The organism is Herbaspirillum sp. Her2 (assembly GCF_057961375.1).
Genome location: NZ_CM176331.1, coordinates 3,090,875 through 3,115,099, shown reverse-complemented (window position 1 = coordinate 3,115,099; position 24,225 = coordinate 3,090,875). Strand labels below are relative to the sequence as shown.

Below are 24,225 nucleotides of genomic sequence, written 5' to 3'. Positions count from 1 at the left end.
TGAACCAGCGTGCGCCGCGCGATCCTTCATGAACCCGTTCACCGTGGGCCGTAGATTGGACTCAGTACTGCTCTCCGTCAATCGACATAAAGCGAAGAAATTCTCGATTTTTGCGGAAATCTGGTTGGCATTTTGCTGGTTTGCGTTTGCAGCCCTTGCACTGGCCTGCCGCCTGAGAGATGCTGGAAAGCTTTGCAAAAGACCAAGCTTGAAACCCGGCAAGGTGGCATCTGTGGCGGCCTTCGCGGGTGTTTCATACCTTCAGGAAATCTTCCCGTCCGCCAAGCCAGCGTGCCAGATGGCGATCCACGATATCGGGCGCATGCTGCAGCAGTGCCTGCGCCGTATCGCGCGCTTTTTCCACCAGCCACTGGTCGGTGGCCAGATCGGCAAAACGCAGCATGGCCTCACCGGATTGTCTTGCGCCCAGGAACTCACCCGGCCCGCGAATATCGAGGTCGCGCCGTGCGATCTCGAAGCCATCGGTCGTCTCGCGCATGGTCGCCAGGCGCTGCTTGGCGGTGCCGCCGAGGGGGCCTTGATACAGCAGCAGGCACACGCTGGCTGCCGAGCCCCGCCCCACGCGTCCGCGCAACTGGTGCAGCTGCGACAGGCCAAAACGCTCGGCATGTTCGATCACCATCAGTGAGGCATTGGGCACGTCCACGCCGACTTCGATGACGGTGGTCGCCACCAGCAGATGGATCGCCCCCCGGCTGAAGCCTTCCATGACGATCTGTTTTTCCACCGGCTTCATGCGGCCGTGCACCAGGCCGATCTGCAGGTCCGGCAGCGCGGCTGAGAGGGCGGCATGGGTGTCGGTCGCGGTCTGCAGTTGCAAGGCTTCGGATTCCTCGATCAGCGGGCAGACCCAGTAGATCTGCTTGCCTTCCAGCGCTGCCGCATGCACCCGTTCAATGACTTCATCGCGGCGGTTCTGGTCGATCACGCGGGTGACGATAGGTGAGCGGCCCGGCGGCAATTCATCGATCACCGAGACTTCGAGATCGGCGTAATAGGTCATCGCCAGCGTACGCGGGATGGGGGTGGCCGACATCATCAGCTGGTGCGGCACGGCAGCCGCTTCGCGGTCGGCCGGATTGAAGCTCTTGTTGCGCAGGGCCAGGCGCTGGCCCACGCCGAAGCGGTGTTGCTCATCGACGATCACCAGGCCCAGGTTCTCGAATTGCACCGTGTCCTGGATGAGCGCGTGGGTCCCGATGACCAGGCGCGCCGCACCGGATTCGATGTGGGCCAGGGCCTCGGTCTTTTCCTTTTTTTTCTGGCTGCCGGAGAGCCAGGCCACGCCGACATTAAGCGGTTCCATCCAGGCCGCAATCTTGCGGAAGTGCTGTTCGGCCAGGATTTCGGTCGGTGCCATCAGCACCGCCTGGCAACCGCTGTCGATGGCCTGGGCGGCGGCCAGCGCGGCCACCACCGTCTTGCCGCTGCCCACATCGCCCTGCAGCAGGCGCTGCATGGGGAAGGACTGGCGCAGGTCGGCGCGAATCTCTTCGAGAACGCGCTGCTGGGCACCGGTCAGCTGGAAGGGCAGGACCTTGGTCAGTTCCTCGGTGATGCGCCCGGTGACCGGCAAGGCGCGCGAGGTCTTGGCGCGGCGCGCGGCCTGGGCGCGCTTGAGCGAGAGCTGCTGCGCCAGCAATTCATCGAACTTCATGCGGATCCAGGCGGGATGGGAACGTTCGATCAGGGCATGCTCATCCACGTCCGGCGGCGGATTGTGCAGCAGCCTCACGGACGGCTCGAAGCCGGCCAGGTTCAGGGTCTCCAGCATCGAAGGCGGCAGCGTATCGCTCCAGTCCAGGCGGCTCATGGCATTGGCGATGGCCTTGCGCAGATAGGCCTGGGAGAGGCCTTCGCCAGCCGGATAGACGGGCGTGAGGACATCGGGCAGCGGCGCGCCTTGGTTGACCACCTTGTAAGAGGGATGGACCATCTCGGCGCCGAAGAAACCATGCCGCAATTCGCCGCGCACCCGCACCCGGGTACCTTCGGCCAGTTGCTTGGTCTGGCTGCCGTAGAAATTGATGAAGCGCAGGGTCAACTGCCCGCTGTCGTCGCCGACTGTCACGATCAACTGCCGGCGCGGGCGGAACTGCACGTCGCAGGCAGTGACCATGCCTTCGACCTGCACCGTCTGCAGGCCCCGCATGGAGGCCTCGGCGATGCTCATGAGGGTGGTTTCGTCCTCATAGCGCAGCGGCAGATGCAGCACCAGGTCCATGTCATTGTGCAGGCCCAGCTTGGCCAGCTTGTTTTCGGGCTTGGCGGCAGGCTTTGCGGTGGCCTTGGCAGCGGGAGCCGCTTTTTTCTTCGAGGCCGGCGGGGTGGTTTTCTTCGCGGTAGCGGGCATGCGGTCGGCGTGGTATGGACGGAGGGCCATTGTGGCTAGTCGCACGCGCATATGGGAAAAACGCGCAGACAGCGTAAAATAACGGGTTACGCTATTTTACTGTGAATATTTACAGTATCAATCCCGCCGGCAACACTTCTTGCCCGGGAAGTGCCCCGGCACCGGGCCATTTGGCCATGTTGGCTGCCGTGCGCATCGCCTCCACCCATATTTTGCAAGCATGTACTCTCTTTCCGACTTCGATTTCGAGCTCCCTCCCGAGCTCATCGCCCAGACCCCGCTGGCCGAGCGCAGCGCTTCGCGCCTGCTGCAGGTGCAGGGTGCGCAACTGACCGATCGCCGCTTCTCAGACATCGTCGAGCTGCTGCAGCCCGGCGACCTGTTGGTCTTCAACGATACCCGCGTCATCAAGGCGCGCTTGTTTGGTGTGAAGGAAACCGGCGGCAAGATCGAGGCCCTGGTCGAGCGCATCCTCGATCCGCGTACCGTCCACGCCCAGGTACGCGCCTCCAAGTCGCCGCCACCAGGTACCCGCATTCGCCTGGCCGATGCCTTCGATGTCACCGTAGGTGAACGTTTCGGCGAATTCTTCACCCTGCATTTCCCCGCCGATGCCTTCGAGTTGCTGGAGCAATACGGCAGCCTGCCGCTGCCGCCCTACATCGACCACGAGGCCGATGCCTATGACGAGACGCGCTACCAGACCGTCTACGCCAAGGAACCCGGTGCCGTCGCTGCACCGACCGCCGGCCTGCACTTCGATGAAGCCCTGCTGCAGCAACTGGCCGCCCGTGGCGTCAAGCAGGCCTTCGTGACCCTGCACGTGGGTGCCGGCACCTTCCAGCCGGTGCGGGTGGAAGACCTGTCGCAGCACAAGATGCACAGCGAGTGGTACACCATCTCGCCCGAGACGGTAGAGGCCGTGCGTGCCACCAAAGCCGCAGGGGGCCGTGTCATCGCGGTGGGGACCACCAGCATGCGCGCCCTGGAGTCCGGCTCGCAGAGCGGCCAGCTCCAGGCAGGCAGCGATGACACCCAGCTCTTCATCACGCCCGGCTACACCTTCAAGACCGTCGACCAGCTGGTGACCAACTTCCACCTGCCCAAGTCGACCCTGCTGATGCTGGTGTCAGCCTTCGCCGGCTATGAACACATCCGTGCAGCCTATGCGCACGCCATTGCGCAGCAATACCGTTTCTTCAGCTATGGCGATGCCATGCTGCTGACCCGTACCTGAGAAACCCGGAAAGAAAACAGAGAGCATCATGTTGGAATTTACCCTGCTGAAAACCGACGGAAAGGCCCGCCGCGGCCGCGTCAAACTGAACCACGGCACCGTCGAGACGCCCATTTTCATGCCGGTGGGCACCTATGGTTCGGTCAAGGCCATGTCGCCGCTGGAACTGAAGGAAATCAACGCCCAGATCATCCTCGGCAATACCTTTCACCTGTGGCTGCGCCCGGGACTGGAAGTGGTCAGCAAGTTCGGTGGCCTGCACAAGTTCATCGGCTGGGACAAGCCCATCCTGACCGACTCCGGCGGCTTCCAGGTGTTTTCGCTGGGCGAGATGCGCAAGATCACGGAAGAGGGTGTGCACTTTGCTTCACCCATCAACGGTGACCGCCTGTTCCTCTCGCCGGAGATCTCGATGCAGATCCAGCGCGTGCTCAATTCGGACATCGTCATGCAGTTCGATGAATGCACGCCTTACGAGATCGATGGCCGTCCCGCCACTCGCGAAGAGGCCGGCAAATCCATGCGCATGTCGTTGCGCTGGGCCAAGCGTTCCAAGGATGAATTCGATCGCGGCGAAAATCCGAACGCGCTCTTCGGCATCGTCCAGGGTGGCATGTTCGAAGGCCTGCGCGATGAATCGCTGGCCGGCCTGGAAGAACTGGGCTTCGATGGTTTCGCCATCGGCGGCCTGTCGGTGGGCGAGCCCAAGGAAGACATGATGCGCGTGCTGGAACACGTCGGCCCGCGCCTGCCGGCCGACAAGCCGCACTACCTGATGGGCGTCGGTACGCCGGAAGACCTGGTGGAAGGCGTCTCCAACGGCGTGGACATGTTCGACTGCGTCATGCCGACCCGCAATGCGCGCAATGGCTGGATCTTCACGCGCTATGGCGACGTCAAGATCAAGAACGCCAAGTACAAGAACGACGACCGTCCCTTCGACGAGAGCTGCGACTGCTACGCCTGCAAGAACTTCTCGCGCGCCTACCTGCACCACCTGCATCGCGCCGGTGAAATCCTGGGGGCCCGCATGAACACCGTGCACAACCTGCACTACTACCTGCAACTGATGCAGGAGATGCGCGACGCCATCGACGCCGGCACCTTCCAGGACTTCGTCAGGAAATTCAAGGAAGACCGCGCACGCGGCGTGGACTGATCCATTGATGCGTCAATGCGCTGATGTGTTGGTGCCCGCCATTGCGCATCAACCCATCATTGCGGATGCACGCCTCCAGCCTTCGCCGCCAACCGCAGCAGTGCCTCCCACAATTGCGCCGGGGCCACCGGTTTGTGCAGCATGGGAATGCCGCTTTCGCTGGCTTCGCGCAGCCGGGCCGGTGCCGTATCCCCGGTGATGAGCAGCGCACCGACATGCTCCCGGCTGGCAGCGCGGACTGCCGCAATGGCTTCGGTGCCATTGCGATGCGCACGCAGGCGGTAGTCGCTGATGACTACGTCGAATTCCTGTGAGTGGGCCAGCGCTTCGGCCTCTTCCAGGCCTTCGACGTCGATGCAATGGCAGCCCCATTGGCCCAGCAGCTGCGCCATGCTGTCGCGCACGCGCTGGTCATCATCGATCAGCAGGATGCGCAGGCCGTGCAGGTCGCGCTGTGCCGTGAGCGCCGGTGCCGGCTTGCCCGGATGCGCCGGCAGCGGCATGACCGCCGCCGGCAGCTGCAGCCGGAAGACGCTACCGCGTCCCGGCCGCGACTGGACCGTCAGCTGCAAGCCCTGCATCTTCGCCAATCCTTCGGCAATCGCGAGCCCCAAGCCCATGCCCTTGTTGTGATCGCGTTCCGGATTGCCCAACTGGTGAAATTCCCGAAAGATTTCCTGCTGCTGCTCCGGCGCGATGCCGATGCCGGTATCCCATACCTCCAGCCACACCTGTGGACCCCGCTGACGGCAGGCCACCAGCACGCCACCACGTTCGGTATAGCGGATCGCATTGGACACCAGATTGCGCAGGATCAGTTCGGTCAGCCCCGCATCGGCGCTGGCCACTGCCTGGCTCTCGCGGGTGCGGAACACCAGACCCTTGGCCTCGGCCTGCGCGGCCATCTCGCGGCTGATGCGATGGATCAGCGCCTGCGGGCGGAAAGGGGCCAGCTGCGGTGTCACCACGCCCGCTTCGATGCGTGAGTAATCCAGCAGGGTATGCAGCATGTCGGCGCAATTGTCGGCGGCATTGCGCAGGCGGCCGACCACCTCGCGCTGCATGGGATCGAGCGGGGTATTGGACAGCACTTCCAGGAACAGCCCTTGCGCATGGATGGGTTGCCGCAGGTCGTGGCTGGCCCCGGCCAGGAAACGCGACTTGGCGGCATTGGCCTGTTCGGCTTGCTGCAGGGCCTGCTGGGTTTTTTCGGATTCGCGCTGCAGGCGCTCGATGAGCGCGTTGTTCTCGAAGCGCAGCATGATGGCTGCGTGCGCCGCACGCGCACTGTTGCGCGCCTGGACCATGAGCGAGGCGACGTAGAGCAGGGCGGCCACGGCCAGCACCTGGAGTGCATCTTCATGCGTATGCCAGGCGCTGGCCGCCAGCATGCCCAGCTCCACCAGGCAGAAGGAGACGAAGGCCGGCAGCACCGGCGACAGGATCGACATGGAATTGCCGGCCACCCCCGCCAGCACCCCGATGAGCAGGATGCTGCCACCCGGGCTGGCGGTATCCAGCGCCAGCGGTGCCAACAGGCCCCAGGCGGCACCATCGATGCCATGCAACACGACCAGGCGGCGCTTGATAAGGTCGATGTTGGCGGGCGTGATTTCCATGCGCAACATGCGCCGCGCATCGGCGTAGTCGAACAGCTTGGAGGCGATCACCCCGGCAGCCCACCCCAGCAGTGGCCACAGACCGGCGCTCTCGCGCAGTGCATAGGCCACCAGCAGCGCCACCAGAATGCCCGGCAGCACCGAGCTGCCCAGATTGCCGCACAACAGCCGCACCTGCTCCACGCGGACGCGGTGCAGCGTGTCGTCGCCCGCCGCGTGCACGGGTGCGCTTGCCAGCGCGCCGTCGCTCTTCATGCGCTAGCTCACCAGGCCGCGCCGGCGGGCGGCAAAGGCGGCTTCGGCGCGGTTGTCCACGTCCAGGGCCAGCAGGATGGCCTGGACATGGCCGCGGATGGTGTTTTCGGAAAGATTGAGCCGGCGGCCGATGGCCTTGTTGGTCAGGCCCTGGCTGAGCAGGCCCAGTACCTCGTACTGGCGTGGCGTGAACTGGGGTTTGCCGGTGGCATCGGCGGCGACATCGGCCACAGGGAGGACATGCCGTCCGCCAGCCACCTCCAGCAAGACCCGCAGGATGTGGTCAGCGGTGGCTGCCTTGGAGACGAAGGCGGCCGCGCCGCGCCGGGTGGCTTCACGCACGGTTTCGTCGGTATCGTCGGCGGAAAGAATGATGACCGGCACCTGCGGCCACTTGCGCGCCAGCACGGACATGCCGTCGATGCCATTGAGCCCGCCCAGCTGGATGTCCAGCAGCACCATGCCGGGCGGCTGGCCGTCCTCAAGGCGCATGGCGTCCTCCAGCGAGGCGGCCTCGCCGATGTTGGCGTGCGGCAAGGCGGCCTGCAGCACCAGCCGCAGGCCGCAACGAAAGAGCGCATGATCGTCAATGATCAGGAGACGTGAAGTCGGCATGTTTGGAAACCCTCCCGCAGCCGCGCTCCCAATGGGACGCGGCCTTCGGAAACTGTTTTTGTTGTGCCGCGATTCTACGCTGTTGTGGTGGATTGGCGCACGCCGAGATGTCACGGCATGCGCTGGCTCAAGTGCTCTCTTCGAGGCAGAGCGTGAAACGGCTGCCGGTCCCGACCCGGCTTTGTACCGTAATCGTGCCGCCCATGTGGTTGGCCAGCTTCTGGCTCAGGTAGAGGCCCTGGCCCATGCCCTCGTGCTTGCGCGAGGCGGTGGCGTCGAGCTGGGTGAAGGCGCGAAACAGCTTCTGCTGGTCCTGTTCGCTGATGCCGCAGCCGCTGTCGCTGACCTCGATCCAGCTGGTCAGGGTCTTGTCGTGGTGTTGCTGGCGCAGCTTCACCAGCACCTGGCCGCGATCGGTGAACTTGATCGCGTTGCCGACCAGGTGCATCAGGATCTGCGCCAGGGCGCGCCGGTTGGCATGGATGCGCACTTCGCCCGCATAGGGTGCCAGCTCCAGCTGCAAGCCTTTCTTCATTGCGGCCGGGCGCAGTACGGCCACGGCTTCCTCGATCAGTTCCGAGCAGAGCAGGGCCTCGGGGATCAGGTCTTCCGCCTCGGCCTCCATGCGCGAGACATCCAGCAGGCTGGTGATCAGTCCCAGCAGATGCTGGGCGCTTTCGTGCACGGTCTGCAGCTGTTGTTCCTGCTCGGCCGTGAGCGGTCCGCCCATGCGTGTGAGCAGGATTTCGGTAAAGCCCAGGATGGCGTTCAGGGGCGTGCGCAGCTCGTGCGAGGTATTGGCCAGGAAGCGGTTGCGCGACTCCACGGCCTCCTGCAAGGCGCGGTTCTTTTCTGCCAAATCTTCTTCGATGCGCTTGCGGTCACTGATGTCGCGCACGGCGATCATGAGGAAGGTCTCGCCCTCGATGGCCAGCGGGCTCAGGCTGACGTCAACCGGGAATTCGCTGCCATTGCGCTTGAGCCCGCACAGGTCGGGCGTGGTATTGCTGGCCGGAGCGGCGCGGCCGGACAGGTACTCCGCCAGGTTTTGCGCATGCATGGCCAGGAAGCGCTGCGGGATCAGGACATCGATGGCACGGCCGGTCAGTTCGCCAACCTCCCAGCCGAACAGCTCGCCGGCGCGGCGATTGGCCAGCACCACGCGGTCCAGCGCGTTGACCACGATGATGCCGTCGGGCAGCGAATCATAAAGCCCGTGGACACTGGCCGCGATCAGGCTGATGTCACGTTGCACCGTGGCCTGGCTGATGTCCCGCTTGCAGGACAGCACGTATTGCGGTTGCCCTTGCTCATCGCGCAACAGCTTGTTGGAGACTGACAGGTGCAAGAGCGAGCCATCCTTGCGGCGGCGGATGGACTGGCATTCGGCCCGGCCCAGCGCCAGCGTATCGGCGAACACCCGCTCTTCCTCTGCGCGCCGCTCGGGCGGCACGATGAAGTCCGCCAGATGCTGGCCCAGCACTTCCTGGCCGCTGTAGCCGAAGATCTGTTCGGCGCAGCGGTTCCAGTAGACCACGCCGCCTTGCATGTCCATGAGGACATAGGCGTCGGGTGCTTCGCTGAGCAGCAGTTGTTCAAGTGCCTGCATCGTCTCCGCCGACGGCCTCTTGCAGGCGCAGCAGTTTGTCGTGGACCTGCCCCGGGAGACCCTGCCACAGGGTCTTGGCGGTCAGGTGCATGGTCTGGGTCCAATCCTGCCAGTCCTCCCCTGCGGCCTGATACAGCGCCGGGAAATCATTCGGTGCCAGTTGCAGTTGCGGCAGCGCCCGCGCGATCTTGGGCAGGGCGGCCTCGGCTACCTGCGGTGTGCCGCAGCCCAGTTCGGCCATGGCGGCCGAGAGATACAGGGTCCAGATGATTTCCAGCGGGCGCGGAGCCGGCAGCTCCTCCGGCAGGGCCGGGGCTTCGTAGTGCAGCACGGCATCGCAGAACAGTTCCGGGATCTTCCAGTCCTGCATCAGCGCCGCCGCGATGTTGAGGTGATTGAAGCCAAACAGCGATTGTTCCATCGCCAGTTGCCCCGACGGCTCCAGCGGGCGCGTCAGCAGCGACGAGTAGCCGGCCGGATGGGCCGAGGCCAGGGTCAGCTTGCCGATGTTGGCCAGCAGGCCGGTGGTGAACATTTCTCCCAGCGGTGCCACGCGGGTGTGGCCACTGATGGCCTGGGCACTGCAGGCCATGGCGAAGCTGTGGGCCCAGAAGGCCGGCAGCTTGAAGTTGGCGCAGGAGGCCGGGGCCGTCGTTTCCGCCAGCGACAGCGCCAGGGCCAGCTGGCGCACGGCCTGCAGGCCGACCAGCAGCATGCTGTCCATGCTGACCGAGGCGATCGGGCGCACGCGGTCGGCATTGAGTACGTTGACGATGCGGATGATGCGCCCGGACAGGGCCGGATCGGCCTGCACCAGGTGGATCAGTTCATGCATGTCGGGATCATCCTGCGCACACAGGCGCATGATGGTCAGGCGCACCCCGCCGGGCGAGGGCAGGGCTTGGGCGCTCCTGAGCTTCTCGAACAACGTGGGTTCAATGAAGGTGAGCATCATTTGCCGTCCTGGTTGCGGTTGTAGATATCGACCACTTCCTCCCAGCCGGCAAAGAAGGCTTCCACGCAGCGCGGATCGAAGTGGCTGCCCGCATTGTCGCGCAGATAGCGCGCTGCGTCTTCCAGGCTCCAGCCTTTTTTGTAAGGACGCGAGGAGGTCAGCGCGTCGAACACGTCGGCCACGGCCACGATGCGGCCATACAAAGGAATGTCGTCGCCCTTTATCCCATTGGGGTAGCCGCTGCCATCCCATTTTTCATGATGGGTCTCGGCGATCCGGGAGGCCGTCTGCAGCAGTGAGGACGGACTGCCGCGCAAGATGTCGGCACCGATCTGCGCGTGCAGGCGCATGACCTTCAGTTCTTCCTCGTCCAGCCGTCCGGGTTTGAGCAGGATATGGTCGGGGATGCCCATCTTGCCGATGTCGTGCATGGGGGAGGCCGCCAGCAGCAGGTCCTGCTCCTCCTTGGGCAAGCCGAGATGGGCGGCGATGATGCGGGTGTAATTGGACATGCGCACCAGGTGTTCGCCCGTTTCCGGATCGCGATAGCCGGCCGCGCGCGAGAGCAGGTCCACCGAATTGAGCGCCAGGCTGGTGCTCTGCTGCGCCTTCTGCTCCACCTCTTCAGACAAGTCTTCGATCTTCCGGCTCATGGCCAGCTGCGACTTGCGCATGGCCAGCATGTTCTTCACCCGCGCCAGCAGTTCCACCCGGTTCACCGGCTTCGACAGGAAATCATTGGCCGACATCTGCAGCGCCTTGTGCCGCACCTGCAGGCCCATGTCGGCGGTGATCATGATGACCGGCGTCATTTCCTGGCCCGGCATGGCGCGAAAACGCGAGAGGAAATCGAGGCCATCCATGCCCGGCATCATGTAGTCCAGCAGGATCAGGTCCGGATCGTGGCTGCCGCACCAGTCCAGCGCTTCATACGCATCGGGGCAGGTGCTGATGCTGGTATCGGGCAACTGCGCCAGCATGTGCGTGAATAGCGACAGATTGGTCTTGTCGTCGTCAACGATCAGAATCTTCATGTGTTCCCCCGGCCCTCTCTTTTAGGTGTTGTCGCAAGGCGGCGAAGGCGCTTGCGCACTCCTCGGCGAGCTTGCGCACGTGTGCCAGTTCGCCCTGGCGTGCCGCCAATTCCATGTTGCGTCCCGCCTGTCCCAGCGCCTGGATGCCCAGGTTCAGGCAGCTGCCCGCCAGCCGGTGGCCCAGCGCCTGGATCTCGCCCAGCAGCGGATCGCTGGCCTGGCAATGCCGCGCCAGATCGTCCATGACCGGCGTAGTGTGTTCGACGAACATGTCCAGCATCTGGCCAGCCAGCGCAGTGTCCTCGCCGAACAGTTCCTGCAGGCGGCTCTCGTCGAGCATGAGCGGCGCAGCACCGGTGTCGGCGGCCGCTTCCTGCGCCGCCGGCAGGTAATGCTCCAGCATCGCCGCCAGTTGCGAGCGCAGCAAAGGCTTGGTCAGGTAATCGTCCATACCGGCCTCCAGGCACTGTTCCCGATCCCCGGCCATGGCATTGGCGGTCATCGCGACAATGGGGGTGTGGGCCAGCTCGCCCTGCAGACGCCGAATGCGGCGCGTGGTTTCGTAGCCATCCAGCACCGGCATCTGGCAATCCATCAGGATCAGCGCGTAAGCGCGCCGTGCCAGCTTCTCCAGCGCCTCCGCACCGTTGGAGGCGATATCGACCGCGTAGCCCATGGCATTGAGCTGGTACACCGCCACCTTCTGGTTCATCACGTTGTCTTCCACCAGCAGGAGTTCACGCTGTTCCTGCTGCCCCTGTTGCCCCGGATGGGACAGCGCCCGGAGCGGGCGCGCTGCCGTCAATTCCCCGTCGGCCGCATCCTTGCCGCCCGCCAGCGGATCGACCGCACGCAGCAGCTGTTGCTTGCGCAGCGGCAACTGCAGGGCTGGCGACGTTGATTTTCCGTCTATATTAAGGCCGTGTACGCCATGGTCAAGCAGCACGCACGTAACTGTCGGCCTTTCCGCGTGCAGGCGTGCCAGCACTGCGGCCGGCGGCACATCCCGGATCTCGCTGCTGACGATGAGGGTATCGATGCCGGTGGCCGTAGCCGCCGGGCCGGTCAGCGCCGCCAGGGCGTCGCTGGCACTGCTGTAGCGCACCGTTTCCAGGCCGGCCCCACGCAGGTATTCGTGCAGCATGGCGGCGCTGGCATCATGCGTTTCGAGCAGGGCCACCTGTCGTTTTTTGGCTGCATGCGGTCGGGTGGCGAACTGCGGAGGTTGCGCCACGGGAATGCCCAGTTCGAACCAGAAGCAGGAACCGTTACCGGGCGTGCTCTCCACGCCGATCTTGCCGCCCATCAGTTCCACCAGGCGCTTGCAGATCGACAGGCCCAGGCCGGTGCCGCCGTATTGGCGGGTGACCGAGTTGTCGGCTTGCGAGAAGGGCGAGAACAGGCGGCGCAGCGTATCGTCATCCATGCCGATGCCGCTGTCGCGCACTTCGAAACGCACCCGGCAGTGATCGCCCGACACGTGCAAGGCCTGCACCCGCAGCAGCACTTCGCCCACATGGGTGAACTTGAGCGCGTTGCCCAGCAGGTTCAGGAGGACCTGGCGGATGCGTCCGGGGTCGCCCAGCAGCCGCACCGGCAGGCGCGGATCGACGTGCGCCATCAAGCGCACGCGCTTTTCGTGCGCCTTGAAGGACAGCGCTTCGGCGCTGGCTTCCACCACTTCCAGCAGGTCGAACTCGACCACGGCGATGTCCATCTTGCCGACGTCGATCTTGGAGAAGTCGAGCACGTCATTGACGATGCCCAGCAGGGCATTGGCCGAATCCTCGATGGCCTTGGCGAATTCGGCTTGCTGCGTATCCAGGCGCGTGGTGCGCAACAGTCCGGCCATGCCCAGTACCGCATTCATGGGTGTGCGGATTTCGTGGCTCATGGTGGAGAGGAAGGCCCCGCGCGTGAGCATGGCCTGGTCGGCCGCTTCCTTGGCCAGGACCAGGTTGCGCGCGGCACGCTGATGGTCGCGCAGCAGGCGCAGCAGGATCAGGGCCCGTACCAGCCACAGCGCCAGCAGTCCCACGATCAACCAGGGCGGGAGGTTGGCACGCCACAGCGCGGCCAACGTCAGCACGGCAAAGCCGGCCTCGGCCAGCGCCAGCGGCAAACGGCCGTCGCGCGGGCGCGCCGGGGCGTGCTGCGCGTCATTGGGGGTGCTGCCTGGCATCACGAGCTTGTCTCCATGTTTCCCGACTCCGGTTCGATTCCGCCCGCAAGTGCAGGGAGGCACTGCGGGTTTCGATAGAATCAATTATAACGAATCGGATAATAAATTGCCGAAATTGTTTTATTTGTTCCGACGGGAAAGCGCGACTGTGGTCAAAATGCGGCACAATGCTGAGCTTGTCATTGCGATAATAATTGACCTCTGCCACGCTGCTGCTGGTGCTGCACGGCTTCCGCTGCAATTTCGAAATAAACAATATTGTCATTTTACTCTGTCAAATTAATTTTATTGATTTATTCGATTAATTTATTTAAGATGACAGCACAACCTAACAATGCAGTGGCCCAACCCGACAAGGAGCCCGCACCATGAAGCATCCCCCCTCGATGGCAGGTACCCGACTGGCGCGTCCTGATTTGCTGCGCTGGCATGCCACGCTGCTCCTGCTCACGCTCGGCTGCTGGGCCTGGCCCCATTTGCAGGCGGCCACCACGGCCAAACTCTCCATCTCGGTACTGGTGACTACGCGCTGCAACGTGGTGGTCAATGTCATCAATGGCGTGGCGGCCGTCTCCAACACCTGTGGGGCCGTGCCTGCGGGCAGCCCGGATGGACGGGCCTTCCTGCTGGTGAATCAGCAGGAGCGTTCAGTGGTGGTGGTTTACTGAGTCCGCTGCACCTGCTAGCCAATCACATCCCGGCCAGCGCCGGCAAGGTGGCGGCCAGCACCCCCAGCAGCACGACCGCCCAGGAGGGCAGTTTCAGCCACACCAGAGCGGCAAAGGCCGCCAGCGCAATGAGCAGGTCACGCCCGCCGAAGATGGCGCTGGTCCACACCGGCTGGTAGAGCGCTGCCAGCAGCAATCCCGCCACCGCGGCATTGACGCCCGCCAGCACCGCCTGCATCGCGGCCTGACGGCGCACCGCATCCCAGAACGGCAGTAGCCCGGTCACCAGCAGGAAGGACGGCGCAAAGATGGCCAGCAGGCACAGTACGCCACCGGCCACCCCATTGGGCCAGGAAGACATCACCACGCCCAGATAGGCCGCCAGTGTGAAGAGCGGGCCGGGGATCGCCTGGGCTGCGCCATAACCGGCCAGGAAAACATCCTTGTCGACCCACCCCGTGGGCACCAGCTCGGCCTGCAACAGCGGCAGCACCACATGGCCGCCCCCGAAGACCAGGGAACCGACGCGATAGAAGATGTTGATCTGCTGCAGCCAGGCCGCCGGATGGAGCGCGGCCAGCAGCGGAATGCCCGCCAGCAGGACGAAGAACAGCAGCAGGCAGGCACGCCCCGTGCGGCGGCTGACCACCAGCGGCAGGTGTTCCTGCAGCGCAAGCTGCGGGCCGTGCAGCAGCAGCCGTCCGGCCAGACCGGCTGCCACGATCACGCCCAGCTGTACCAGGCTGCCCTGCAGCTGCCACGCCGCCAGCGCAGCCAGCGCCATGATGGCCAGGCGTACCGGACCGCGGCACAGCGTCTGCGCCATCCCCCATACCGCCTGCGCCACGATGGCCACGGCCACGATCTTCAAGCCGTGCACCACCTCCCCGGAGAGCCAGTGCGCATCCTCCAGCACCGACAAGGCCACCACCATCAGCAGCAGCGCCGAGGGCAGCGTAAAGCCCAGCCAGGCCGCCAGCGCACCGCGATAGCCGCCCCGGATCAGGCCGATGGCCAGCCCGACCTGGCTGCTGGAGGGGCCGGGCAGGAATTGGCACATGGCTACCAGGTCGGCATAGGTCTGTTCGGACAGCCAGCGCCGCCGGGCCACGAATTCATGGCGGAAATAGCCGAGATGGGCGGCCGGCCCGCCAAAGGAGGTCAGCCCCAGCCGCAGGAAGACCAGAAAGATCGCCCACGCCGGTTGGCGCGGGGCAGCGGGCAAGGCGGAGGGGGTGGCAGGTTCGGGAGCGGGGGAAGCTGGCATGCGGTGTCGGATCGGGTTGGCGCGCGAAGCAGGGGACCGGAGCGCCGCCTATATTAAGGGCGGCTTTAGGGCGAAATGAAGCTTTTTTCATGTGCCCTGCCATTTCATGGGGTGTGCAGCGATTTTTCTTTCGCTGCAGGTGACAAAAAAGCCCGATTTAGCCTGGTGCCCCCTTGATCTGCGGCAATGCACCCCGATTTGGCGGTTTGGTGCCTGCGCAGTGCTAGAATGCAGGGCTATTTTTCAATCAACCTTTGGAGCCTTACGTGTTTATTTCCGACGCATACGCGCAAACGGCCGCAGCAGCCCCTGGTGGCGCGATGGGCAACCTGGCCAGCTTCCTGCCGATCATCCTGATGTTCGTGGTCCTGTATTTCCTGATGATCCGCCCGCAGATGAAGCGTCAGAAAGAACAGAAAGCCATGATGGACGCACTGAGCAAGGGCGACGAAGTCGTCACCTCCGGTGGTCTGCTGGGCCGCATCACCAAGGTGGCCGATGGCTACATCACCATCGAAGTCTCCGAAGGCACCGAAGTCATTGTGCAAAAGGGCGCTGTCACCACCTTGCTGCCCAAGGGCACCATCAAGGGCCTGTAATCGGCCTCACCGGTTGGCCGGCCTGAACCGGCGAACCCATGGGCGCATCGCTGATGCGCCCATGTCGTTAGAACGGTGTGCAGAAACTTCCGGTTCCTGGCGCCCGTTCTGAACAGGGCGGCAGGTCCCTGCCTCCCTCTCCCGCAAGCAAGAAGCACAAGACCATGAATCGTTACTCTCTCTGGAAATACGCACTGATCGTCCTGGCCCTGCTGTTCGGCGTGATCTATACCGTCCCGAACTTCTTCGGCGAATCCCCCGCGGTGCAGATCAGCAGTGCCAAGTCGACCCTGAAGGTCGAGCCTGCCGTGGCCGGCCGTGTCGATCAGATCCTGAAACAAGGCAATCTCGGCGCAGAGAGCGTGGCGTTCGACAATGCCGGTTCGCAGCCCTCGGTGCGCGCCCGCTTTGCCACCACCGACATCCAGTTCAAGGCCAAGGCCCTGCTGGAGAAGGAACTCAATACCGACCCCAGCGACCCGACCTACATCGTCGCCTTCAACCTGCTGCCCAATACCCCGCAATGGCTGCAAAGCCTGCACGCCTTCCCGATGTACCTGGGCCTGGACTTGCGCGGCGGCGTGCACTTCCTGATGCAGGTCGACATCAAGGCGGTCCTGAACAAGCGCCTGCAAGGCATGCAAGCCAGCGTACGCAGCCTGCTGCGTGACAAGAACATCCGCCACAGCGGCATCAACCGCTCCGGCGACAGCATCGAGATTTCCTTCCGCGATGCCGATACCCGCAACAAGGCCCGCGCCGCCCTGGGCGAGCTGCAGGAAATGGTGCTCACCGACGCCGGCAGTGGCGATGACCTCAAACTCATCGCCACCCTGCGTCCGGAAGCCCTGAAGCAGACCCAGGAAGACGGCGTCAAGCAGAACATCAGCACCCTGTCCAAGCGTGTCAACGAACTGGGCGTGGCCGAGCCGCTGATCCAGCGCCAGGGCGCCGACCGCATCGTGGTCGAGCTGCCGGGCGTGCAGGACGTCTCGCGTGCCAAGGACATCATCGGCCGTACCGCGACCTTGGAAGTGCGCATGGTCGATGAAAGCGTGGTGCGCGGCACCGAAGAAACCTCGGCCATCCCCTTCGGCTCCGAACTGTTCAAGATCGGCAAGGGCGCACCCGTGGTGCTGAACAAGGAACCGGTGCTGACCGGCGACTACATCTCCAACGCCTCGGCCAGCTTCGATGAAAACCACCAGCCGGCGGTGAGCATCGACTTGAACGGCGACGGCGGCCGCAAGATGCGTGAAGCCACCCGTGACAAGGTCGGCAAGGCCATGGCCATCGTCCTGTTCGAAAAGGGCAAGGGCGAAGTCCTGACCGTGGCCACGATTCGCTCCGAACTGGGTTCGCGCTTCCAGATCACCGGCATGGGTTCGCCCGAAGCGGCCAGCGACCTGGCCCTGCTGCTGCGCGCCGGTTCGCTGGCCGCACCGATGGACATCATCGAAGAGCGCACCATCGGCCCGCAACTGGGTGCCGACAACATCAAGAAGGGCTTTGATTCGGTGCTGTATGGCTTCCTGGCCATGGCCGTCTTCATGGTGATCTACTACCAGCTGTTCGGTTTCTTCAGCGCCCTGGCGCTGTCGGTGAACGTGCTGCTGCTGGTGGCGCTGCTGTCCACGCTGCAGGTCACGCTGACCCTGCCGGGTATTGCCGCCATCGCGCTGGCACTCGGTATGGCGATCGACTCCAACGTGCTGATCAACGAACGCATCCGTGAAGAACTGCGCGCCGGCAATTCGCCGCAGGCAGCGATTGCCGCCGGTTTCGACCGCGCGTGGGCGACCATCCTGGACTCCAACGTGACCACCCTGATCGCCGGCCTGGCGCTGCTGATCTTCGGCTCCGGCGCGATTCGCGGCTTCGCCGTGGTGCACTGCCTGGGCATCCTGACCTCGATGTTCTCGGCCGTGTTCTTCTCGCGCGGTGTGGTCAACCTCTGGTATGGCCGCAAGAAGCGTCTGTCGGGCCTGGCCATCGGCCAGATCTGGAAGCCCGAGGGCGATGTGCTCTCGACTTCCGGCAAGGCCGCCGCCAAGCGCGACGCCAAGTAATCATCAGCAGCACAGCCAGATTTGAGCCAGGCACCCCGCTGCAGGTGGTGCCGGCACCGAAAGGATAGTGATGGAATTTTTCCGCATCAAAAAAGACATTCCCTTCATGCGTCATGCCCTGATCTTCAATGCGATCTCGGCACTGACCTTCGTGGCCGCGGTGTTCTTCCTGTTCTCCAAGGGATTGCACTTCTCCATCGAATTCACCGGCGGCACGGTCATGGAAGTGGCCTACAACAAGCCGGCCGACCTGGAGAAGATCCGCAAGTCGATTGAAGGACTGGGTTACCGCGACACCCTGGTGCAAAGCTTCGGCACTGCCCAGGACGTGATGATCCGCCTGCCCGCCCAAGCCGGCGTGAACGCCAGCCAGCAGAGCGAGAAGGTCAATGCCGCCCTGAGGGCTGATGATCCGGACGTGCGCCTGCAGCGCGTGGAATTCGTCGGTCCCCAGGTCGGTGACGAGCTGGCCCATGATGGCCTGCTGGCCCTGGGCATGGTGGTGCTGGGCATCGTGATCTACCTGGCCTTCCGCTTCGAATGGAAGTTCGCGGTGGCGGCGGTGATCGCCAACCTGCACGACATCATCATCATCCTGGGCTTCTTCGCCTTCTTCCAGTGGGAGTTCTCGCTCACGGTGCTGGCCGCCATCCTGGCCGTGCTGGGTTACTCGGTCAACGAGTCGGTGGTGGTGTTCGACCGGGTGCGCGAGGCCTTCCGGGATCGCCGCTTCGGCAAGCTCTCCGCGCCCGAAGTGCTGAACCACGCGATCACCAGCACCATGTCGCGTACCGTCATCACCCACGGCAGCACCGAAATGATGGTGCTGGCGATGTTCTTCTTCGGTGGCCCGACGCTGCATTATTTCGCGCTGGCGCTGACCATCGGCATCCTGTTCGGTATCTATTCCTCGGTGTTCGTCGCCGCAGCGCTGGCCATGTGGCTGGGCGTGAAGCGCGAAGACCTGATCAAGCCGGTCAAGGTCAAGGACGAGAACGGCGGCGCGGTGGTCTGATTTCCGATTCACCAGCGTTGCACAGGGAGGGCCGCCGCGTTCACGCAGCGGCCCTTTTTCATGAAAGGCCCGCAAAGGCGGGATAATGCTGATCTTCACGACAGCGCATCACTGCATTCCCCTTTTTTTATCATGACCGCATCCATCGATCTGAACGATATCGACTATGAGCGCCGCTTCGGCGGCGTTGCCCGCCTGTACGGCGCGGCAGCCCTGCAACGCTTCGGCCAGGCGCGCGTGTGCGTGGTCGGCGTCGGCGGCGTGGGCTCCTGGATCGTCGAGGCGCTGGCCCGCAGCGCCATCGGCCACCTGACCCTGATCGACCTGGACAACCTGGCTGAATCGAATGTCAATCGCCAGATCCATGCGCTCACCGGCACCCTGGGACAGGCCAAGGTGACGGCCCTGCATGAGCGCATCCGGCAGATCAATCCGACCTGCGTGGTCACCGAGGTGGAGGATTTCGTCGATCCGGAGAATGTCGAGCAGATGCTGGGCGGTGGCCGTTTCGATTACGTCATCGACGCCATCGACAATGTCCCGGCCAAGGTGGCGATGATCGCCTGGTGCCGCCAGAACGGCATGCCCATGGTCACCATCGGCAGCGCCGGCGGGCAGATCGATCCGACTCAGATCGAGATCCGCGACCTGTGCCGTACCGAGCAGGAACCGTTGCTGGCCAAGGTACGCAAGCGCCTGCGTTCACAGCATGGTTTCCCGCGCGGGACCAAGAACAAGTTTCATATCGACGCAGTGTTCTCGACGGAACCGCTGCGTTTCCCGGATCTGGCCGAGGGCGAAGCCTGCGAGATCGTGCAGGCAGAAGACCTGGATGGGGGCGAGGATGCCGCCGACAGCACGCAAGCTGGCGTGACAGGGCTGAATTGCGCCGGTTTCGGCTCGGCCATGGTGGTCACGGCCACCTTCGGCCTGGTGGCCGCAGCGCATGTCTTGAAGAAGCTGGCCGAGAAGGCCAGCTGAGGCAAGGAGGAGGGGGCTTCAGTGCCCGCCGCCCTCATCGACCCGGTGCGCGGACACGCACAGCAGCACGCTGACGGTGACCAGCACCATGGCCGCGATCTCCAGCAAGGTCGGCCAACGCTGTTCCCACAGGAAGCCGTAGAGCAGGGCAAAGAGGGTCTCGAACAGGATCATCTGCCCGATCATGGTCAGTGGCAGCAGGCGGCTGGCCTTGTTCCAGCAGGCATTGCCGAACAGCGACGCAAAGATCGCCACTCCCGCCGACACCGCCACGAAATGCATCCACTCGCTGCCCGGATGCGGCTGCAGCATCACCGTGAAGGCCGGCACTGCGATGAACAGCGACAGCAGCCCCGTGACCACGCCGATCAGCAGATTCCAGTCGTGCGCAGAAACTTCATGCAGGCGCGCCAGCCAGCGGCTGTTGCCGACCGCATAGGTGGTCCAGGAGGCCAATGCGGCCAGGGCGCAGAAGAAGCCGATGACACTTTGCTTCATATCGCCTCCAGCCGACCCGGATAGCGACTGCCAGGCCACGCAGGCGATGCCGGCCAGGCCCAAGGCCAGCGACGGGGCCAGCTTGCGCAGCGAGACCGCGCCATGGCCGCGGCTGCCGATGATGCTCACCGCCACCGGCAGGAAGCCGATCACCAGCGAGGTCATGGCCATGCCACCCAGTTGCACGGCACTGGCCAGGAACACGTAATACACCACATTGCCCAGCAAGCTCAGCCACACCAGCGCGCGCCATTCGTCACGGCCCAGGTGCGGCAGCAGTTTCTTGATGCGCGGCGCGATCAGCAGCGCTGCGAACAGTCCGTAGGCCAGATAGCGCCCGGCCGTCAGTTGCCAGGGCGAGAAGGCGCGGGTCAGTTCAGGGGCCAGGAATACCAGGCCCCAGGCGGCACCGGCCAGTGCGCCATAGAAAATGCCTTGCAGGATCGTGTTGGAACTCATCGGGAATCAAAGTCAGCCATGTTGCAAAGGGGGGCAGTATGCCCCAGCCGACGCGGGAAGGATTGTTGCAGGCTACGGTTTTCTTGTGGCGGGCGAGGGCAGAAACGAAAACGCCGGCACGAGGCCGGCGTTGGTCTGCTGTGCGGTCAAGCCGTTCAGATCGCGGTGCCGAACAAGCCCGCACCGATAAAGGCCAGCGCCACCACGCCGATGCCCATCGACAGGTAGGCCAGCACGGCCACGCCGGTGATGATGGTGGCCGAGGCCAGCACGATGGCCACTTGCAGCATGCCGGCGGCCATTTCCATCTTTTCGTACTTCTCCATGTAGGCATGCGCCTCGTGCTCGGCTTCGCGCGCCTTGTGGGACAGCTCCTTCTTGCCTTCGCCGCTCTTCTCGTCGCTGTCGTAATGGGCGATGGCGTCGTCGAGCTTGGCCACGGCCGCGCTGATGCGTTCATCCTTGGGATTGCCCAGCAAGGTCAGTTGCTGCTTGGCCAGCTGCGCCGCATTGCCGCGCACCGATTTGGCCTGGAAGAAGGACCACAGGTTGGCCGCCTCCTGATGCTTCAGGATGACCTCGGTCTGGTAGGACTTGGACAGGGTTTCGGTAATGGCCAGCACCAGCGCCAGGATGGCGATGAGCAAGGCCAGCTTCTTGTTGCCGGAGGCATGGGCGTGCTCGGCGTGTTCCAGGTTTTCGGTGGCTTCCGTCATGATGGTTCTTGTAATGTGGGAAAAGGAGGGCGGCCCGGCACGCGGGCAGCGTTTCATCAACGATTCACCTCCATATCGGTTGACCTGAAGAATCTCGAAACTCGTATTCTCCTGTAGGCCAGGATGGCGACTTCCCTCAGGCAAGATTGCCCCAGCAGGCAATGTACGCATCCGATATTCGCATTTCCTCACGGTCGGGGTGATCACGTTCTCCGCTGCTGTTGCGCACGGCCTGCACAAACAATGTGCCGCAAGTTCAGCAGGAATATTTGCCTTTGGCTACACTGTTCACCCACAAATTCTGAACCTGTGGGATTGGATTTATTGACTGGCATTATACAAAAAGACAATCACGCGATTGTTTTCGATCAATTACATTAATGGTTCTTCGCAAGCACGACCGGAACAAGGCGAAGCTGGCCCCGCAGTACGGCGTCATGGTGCCGTAGCAGAACGCAGTCAGCCTGTCGCTGCAGTACAAGCCGCTATGTCCAGCCAGGCTGGAGGTAGCCACGAAGATGCCCGTTTCCCGGTCCGGGCGTCATGACCCATCGGGTCGATCAACAGGAGAGAACGCAATGTCGAACGAAGCCAAGTGCCCCTTCAACCACACCGCCGGTAGCGGCACCAGCAACCGCGACTGGTGGCCCAAGCAGCTGCGTGTGGATCTGCTGGCCCAGCATTCTTCCAAGTCCAACCCCATGGGTGAGGATTTCAACTACGCCGAAGCCTTCAAGAGCCTCGACCTGGCCGCCGTCAAGGCCGACCTGGCCAAGGTGATGACCGATTCGCAGGACTGGTGGCCGGCCGACTTCGGCCACTATGGTCCGCTGTTCATCCGCATGGCCTGGCACAGCGCCGGTACCTATCGCATCGGCGATGGCCGCGGCGGTGCCGGCCGTGGCCAGCAGCGCTTCGCGCCCTTGAACAGCTGGCCCGACAACGTCAACCTGGACAAGGCACGCCGCCTGATCTGGCCGGTCAAGCAGAAGTACGGCAACAAGATCTCCTGGGCTGACCTGCTGATCCTGACCGGCAACGTCGCGCTGGAAACCATGGGTTTCAAGACCTTCGGTTTCGCCGGTGGCCGCCAGGACGTGTGGGAACCGGACCTGGACGTCTACTGGGGTACCGAATCGACCTGGCTGGGCGGCGATGACCGCTACGGCAAGGGCAAGGCCGGCGCCAGCCACGGCGAGATCACGGCCGATGCCGACCGTCACGGCAATGAGCAGAGCCGCACCGGCCCCACCGGCCGCAACCTGGAAAACCCGCTGGCCGCAGTCCAGATGGGCCTGATCTACGTGAACCCGGAAGGTCCGGAAGGCAACCCTGATCCGGTGGCCGCCGCCCATGACATCCGCGAAACCTTCGCCCGCATGGCGATGGACGATGAAGAAACCGTGGCCCTGATCGCCGGTGGCCACACCTTCGGCAAGACCCACGGTGCAGGCGACGCCAAGCACGTGGGCCGCGAACCGGAAGGCGAGGGCCTGGAACACCAGGGCATGGGCTGGAAGAGCAGCTTCGGCAGCGGCGTCGGTGGCGACACCATCAGCTCCGGCCTGGAAGTGACCTGGACCCAGACTCCTGCCCAGTGGAGCAATTACTTCTTCGAGAACCTGTTCAACTATGAGTGGGAACTGACCAAGAGCCCGGCCGGTGCCCATCAATGGGTGGCCAAGGGCGCCGATGCGGTGATCCCGCATGCCCACGGTGGCGCGCCCCTGCGTCCGACCATGCTGACCACGGACTTGTCGCTGCGCTTCGATCCGGCTTACGAAAAGATCTCGCGCCGCTTCCTGGAACACCCGGAGCAGTTCGCCGACGCCTTCGCCCGCGCCTGGTTCAAGCTGACCCACCGCGACCTCGGTCCGCGTGCTCGCTACCTCGGCCCGGAAGTGCCGGCTGAAGAACTGATCTGGCAAGATCCGCTGCCCAAGGCAGAAGGTGCGCCGATTGATGCAGCCGATGTCACGGCCCTGAAGAGCAAGATCCTGGCCTCGGGCCTGTCGGTGAGCGAGCTGGTCTCGACCGCCTGGGCCTCGGCTTCCACCTTCCGGGGTGGCGACATGCGCGGTGGTGCCAACGGTGCGCGTGTGCGCCTGGCGCCGCAGAAGGATTGGGCTGCCAATCAGCCGGCCCAGCTGGCCAAGGTGTTGAAGGCACTGGAAGGCATCCAGTCCGAGTTCAACCAAGGTGCCAAGAAGGTGTCTCTGGCGGACCTGATCGTGCTGGCCGGTAGCGCAGCCGTCGAAAAGGCGGCCAAGGATGCAGGCGTGGCCGTGACGGTCCCCTTCAGCGCAGGCCGTGTGGATGCGTCGCAGGAGCAGACCGATGTGGCCTCCTTCGAGCCGCTGGAACCCGTCGTTGATGGTTTCCGCAACTTCCAGAAGCAGCGTTATGCAGTGCGTGCCGAAGACATGCTCATCGACAAGGCCCAGCAACTGACCCTGACCGCGCCGGAAATGACGGTCCTCATCGGTGGCCTGCGCGTGCTGGGCAACACGGTGGGTGGCAGCACCAAGGGTGTGTTCACTTCCAAGGTGGGTGTGCTGTCCAATGACTTCTTCGTCAATCTGCTGGACATGGGCACCGAGTGGAAGTCCACTTCGCCCGCCCAGGAAGAGTTCGAAGGCCGTGACCGCAAGAGCGGTGCCGTCAAGTGGACCGGCACCCGTGTCGACCTGGTGTTCGGCTCCAACGCCGTGCTGCGCGCCCTGGCTGAAGTCTATGCCAGCTCGGACGCCAAGGAAAAGTTCGTCAAGGACTTCGTGGCGGCCTGGGTCAAGGTGATGGATCTGGATCGCTATGACCTGAAGAAGTAAGCAGCAAAGCAGTCAAGCAGTGAGGCAGTGAAGCGATGAACGACGGCGGGCCGCAAGGCTCGCCGTTTTTCTTTGCGCGTGCGCGT

The 24,225-nt window shown here is 63.8% G+C and carries 18 protein-coding genes; 8 read left to right on the top strand and 10 right to left on the bottom strand.

Features of this window, described 5'->3' with window-relative positions; translation table 11 throughout:
* Positions 1-253 precede the first annotated feature (253 nt).
* On the bottom strand, positions 254-2,374 hold the full coding sequence (recG, locus tag ACWHXP_RS14065; RefSeq protein ID WP_489625535.1) for an ATP-dependent DNA helicase RecG: 2,121 nt from the start codon (positions 2,372-2,374) through the stop codon (positions 254-256).
* A 220-nt stretch (positions 2,375-2,594) separates the two neighbouring features.
* Here recG and queA point away from each other — a divergent pair, with 220 nt between their 5' ends.
* On the top strand, positions 2,595-3,611 hold the full coding sequence (gene queA, locus ACWHXP_RS14060) for a tRNA preQ1(34) S-adenosylmethionine ribosyltransferase-isomerase QueA (protein ID WP_039788976.1): 1,017 nt from the start codon (positions 2,595-2,597) through the stop codon (positions 3,609-3,611).
* 28 nt (positions 3,612-3,639) lie between these two features.
* Positions 3,640-4,770: a tRNA guanosine(34) transglycosylase Tgt gene (gene tgt / locus ACWHXP_RS14055; protein ID WP_121037880.1), complete on the top strand. Its 1,131-nt coding sequence runs from the start codon at positions 3,640-3,642 to the stop codon at positions 4,768-4,770.
* A 56-nt stretch (positions 4,771-4,826) separates the two neighbouring features.
* Here the strand turns inward: tgt and ACWHXP_RS14050 are convergent, their stop codons facing one another.
* The 6 genes from ACWHXP_RS14050 to ACWHXP_RS14025 form a co-directional block, all read right to left on the bottom strand.
* Complete coding sequence (locus ACWHXP_RS14050) at positions 4,827-6,644, bottom strand: ATP-binding response regulator (protein WP_489635725.1); 1,818 nt, start codon at positions 6,642-6,644, stop codon at positions 4,827-4,829.
* A gap of 3 nt (positions 6,645-6,647) precedes the next feature.
* A complete protein-coding gene (locus ACWHXP_RS14045; RefSeq protein ID WP_121037886.1) occupies positions 6,648-7,259 on the bottom strand; it encodes a response regulator transcription factor in 612 nt (203 codons plus the stop codon).
* A 127-nt stretch (positions 7,260-7,386) separates the two neighbouring features.
* Positions 7,387-8,868: a PAS domain S-box protein gene (locus tag ACWHXP_RS14040; RefSeq protein WP_489635726.1), complete on the bottom strand. Its 1,482-nt coding sequence runs from the start codon at positions 8,866-8,868 to the stop codon at positions 7,387-7,389.
* The gene (locus ACWHXP_RS14035; RefSeq protein WP_121037892.1) at positions 8,855-9,823 is read right to left on the bottom strand and encodes an HDOD domain-containing protein; all 969 of its coding nucleotides are present in this window, start codon (positions 9,821-9,823) and stop codon (positions 8,855-8,857) included. The genes ACWHXP_RS14040 and ACWHXP_RS14035 overlap by 14 nt, the downstream gene beginning before the upstream one ends.
* Positions 9,820-10,857 carry an HD domain-containing phosphohydrolase gene (locus tag ACWHXP_RS14030; RefSeq protein ID WP_039788967.1) on the bottom strand — a complete coding sequence of 346 codons (1,038 nt, stop codon included), beginning with the start codon at positions 10,855-10,857 and terminating at the stop codon, positions 9,820-9,822. Before ACWHXP_RS14030 ends, ACWHXP_RS14035 begins: the two co-directional genes overlap by 4 nt.
* Positions 10,838-13,039: an ATP-binding protein gene (locus ACWHXP_RS14025; protein ID WP_489635855.1), complete on the bottom strand. Its 2,202-nt coding sequence runs from the start codon at positions 13,037-13,039 to the stop codon at positions 10,838-10,840. The genes ACWHXP_RS14030 and ACWHXP_RS14025 overlap by 20 nt, the downstream gene beginning before the upstream one ends.
* Positions 13,040-13,407: 368 nt before the next feature.
* Between ACWHXP_RS14025 and ACWHXP_RS14020 the strand changes: the two genes are divergently transcribed.
* Positions 13,408-13,707 carry a hypothetical protein gene (locus ACWHXP_RS14020; protein WP_489635727.1) on the top strand — a complete coding sequence of 100 codons (300 nt, stop codon included), beginning with the start codon at positions 13,408-13,410 and terminating at the stop codon, positions 13,705-13,707.
* A 22-nt stretch (positions 13,708-13,729) separates the two neighbouring features.
* On the opposite strand, the gene chrA is transcribed toward ACWHXP_RS14020, so the two are convergent.
* Positions 13,730-14,974, bottom strand: coding sequence for a chromate efflux transporter (gene chrA, locus ACWHXP_RS14015; protein ID WP_489635728.1), 1,245 nt, complete (start codon positions 14,972-14,974; stop codon positions 13,730-13,732).
* 266 nt (positions 14,975-15,240) lie between these two features.
* On the opposite strand from chrA, the gene yajC reads away from it, so the two are divergent.
* The 4 genes from yajC (at position 15,241) to tcdA (ending at position 19,638) form a co-directional block, all read left to right on the top strand.
* Positions 15,241-15,573 carry a preprotein translocase subunit YajC gene (gene yajC / locus ACWHXP_RS14010; RefSeq protein WP_034341323.1) on the top strand — a complete coding sequence of 111 codons (333 nt, stop codon included), beginning with the start codon at positions 15,241-15,243 and terminating at the stop codon, positions 15,571-15,573.
* Between the two features lie 164 nt (positions 15,574-15,737).
* Positions 15,738-17,642: a protein translocase subunit SecD gene (secD, locus tag ACWHXP_RS14005; RefSeq protein ID WP_134221651.1), complete on the top strand. Its 1,905-nt coding sequence runs from the start codon at positions 15,738-15,740 to the stop codon at positions 17,640-17,642.
* A 70-nt stretch (positions 17,643-17,712) separates the two neighbouring features.
* The gene (secF, locus tag ACWHXP_RS14000; protein ID WP_489624903.1) at positions 17,713-18,657 is read left to right on the top strand and encodes a protein translocase subunit SecF; all 945 of its coding nucleotides are present in this window, start codon (positions 17,713-17,715) and stop codon (positions 18,655-18,657) included.
* A 132-nt stretch (positions 18,658-18,789) separates the two neighbouring features.
* Positions 18,790-19,638: a tRNA cyclic N6-threonylcarbamoyladenosine(37) synthase TcdA gene (tcdA, locus tag ACWHXP_RS13995; protein WP_489624904.1), complete on the top strand. Its 849-nt coding sequence runs from the start codon at positions 18,790-18,792 to the stop codon at positions 19,636-19,638.
* Between the two features lie 18 nt (positions 19,639-19,656).
* On the opposite strand, the gene ACWHXP_RS13990 is transcribed toward tcdA, so the two are convergent.
* Positions 19,657-20,595, bottom strand: coding sequence for a DMT family transporter (locus ACWHXP_RS13990; RefSeq protein ID WP_209531876.1), 939 nt, complete (start codon positions 20,593-20,595; stop codon positions 19,657-19,659).
* Between the two features lie 155 nt (positions 20,596-20,750).
* Positions 20,751-21,311, bottom strand: coding sequence for a DUF4337 domain-containing protein (locus tag ACWHXP_RS13985; protein WP_034332644.1), 561 nt, complete (start codon positions 21,309-21,311; stop codon positions 20,751-20,753).
* Between the two features lie 578 nt (positions 21,312-21,889).
* Between ACWHXP_RS13985 and katG the strand changes: the two genes are divergently transcribed.
* Positions 21,890-24,139: a catalase/peroxidase HPI gene (katG, locus tag ACWHXP_RS13980; RefSeq protein ID WP_121037916.1), complete on the top strand. Its 2,250-nt coding sequence runs from the start codon at positions 21,890-21,892 to the stop codon at positions 24,137-24,139.
* Positions 24,140-24,225 lie beyond the last annotated feature (86 nt).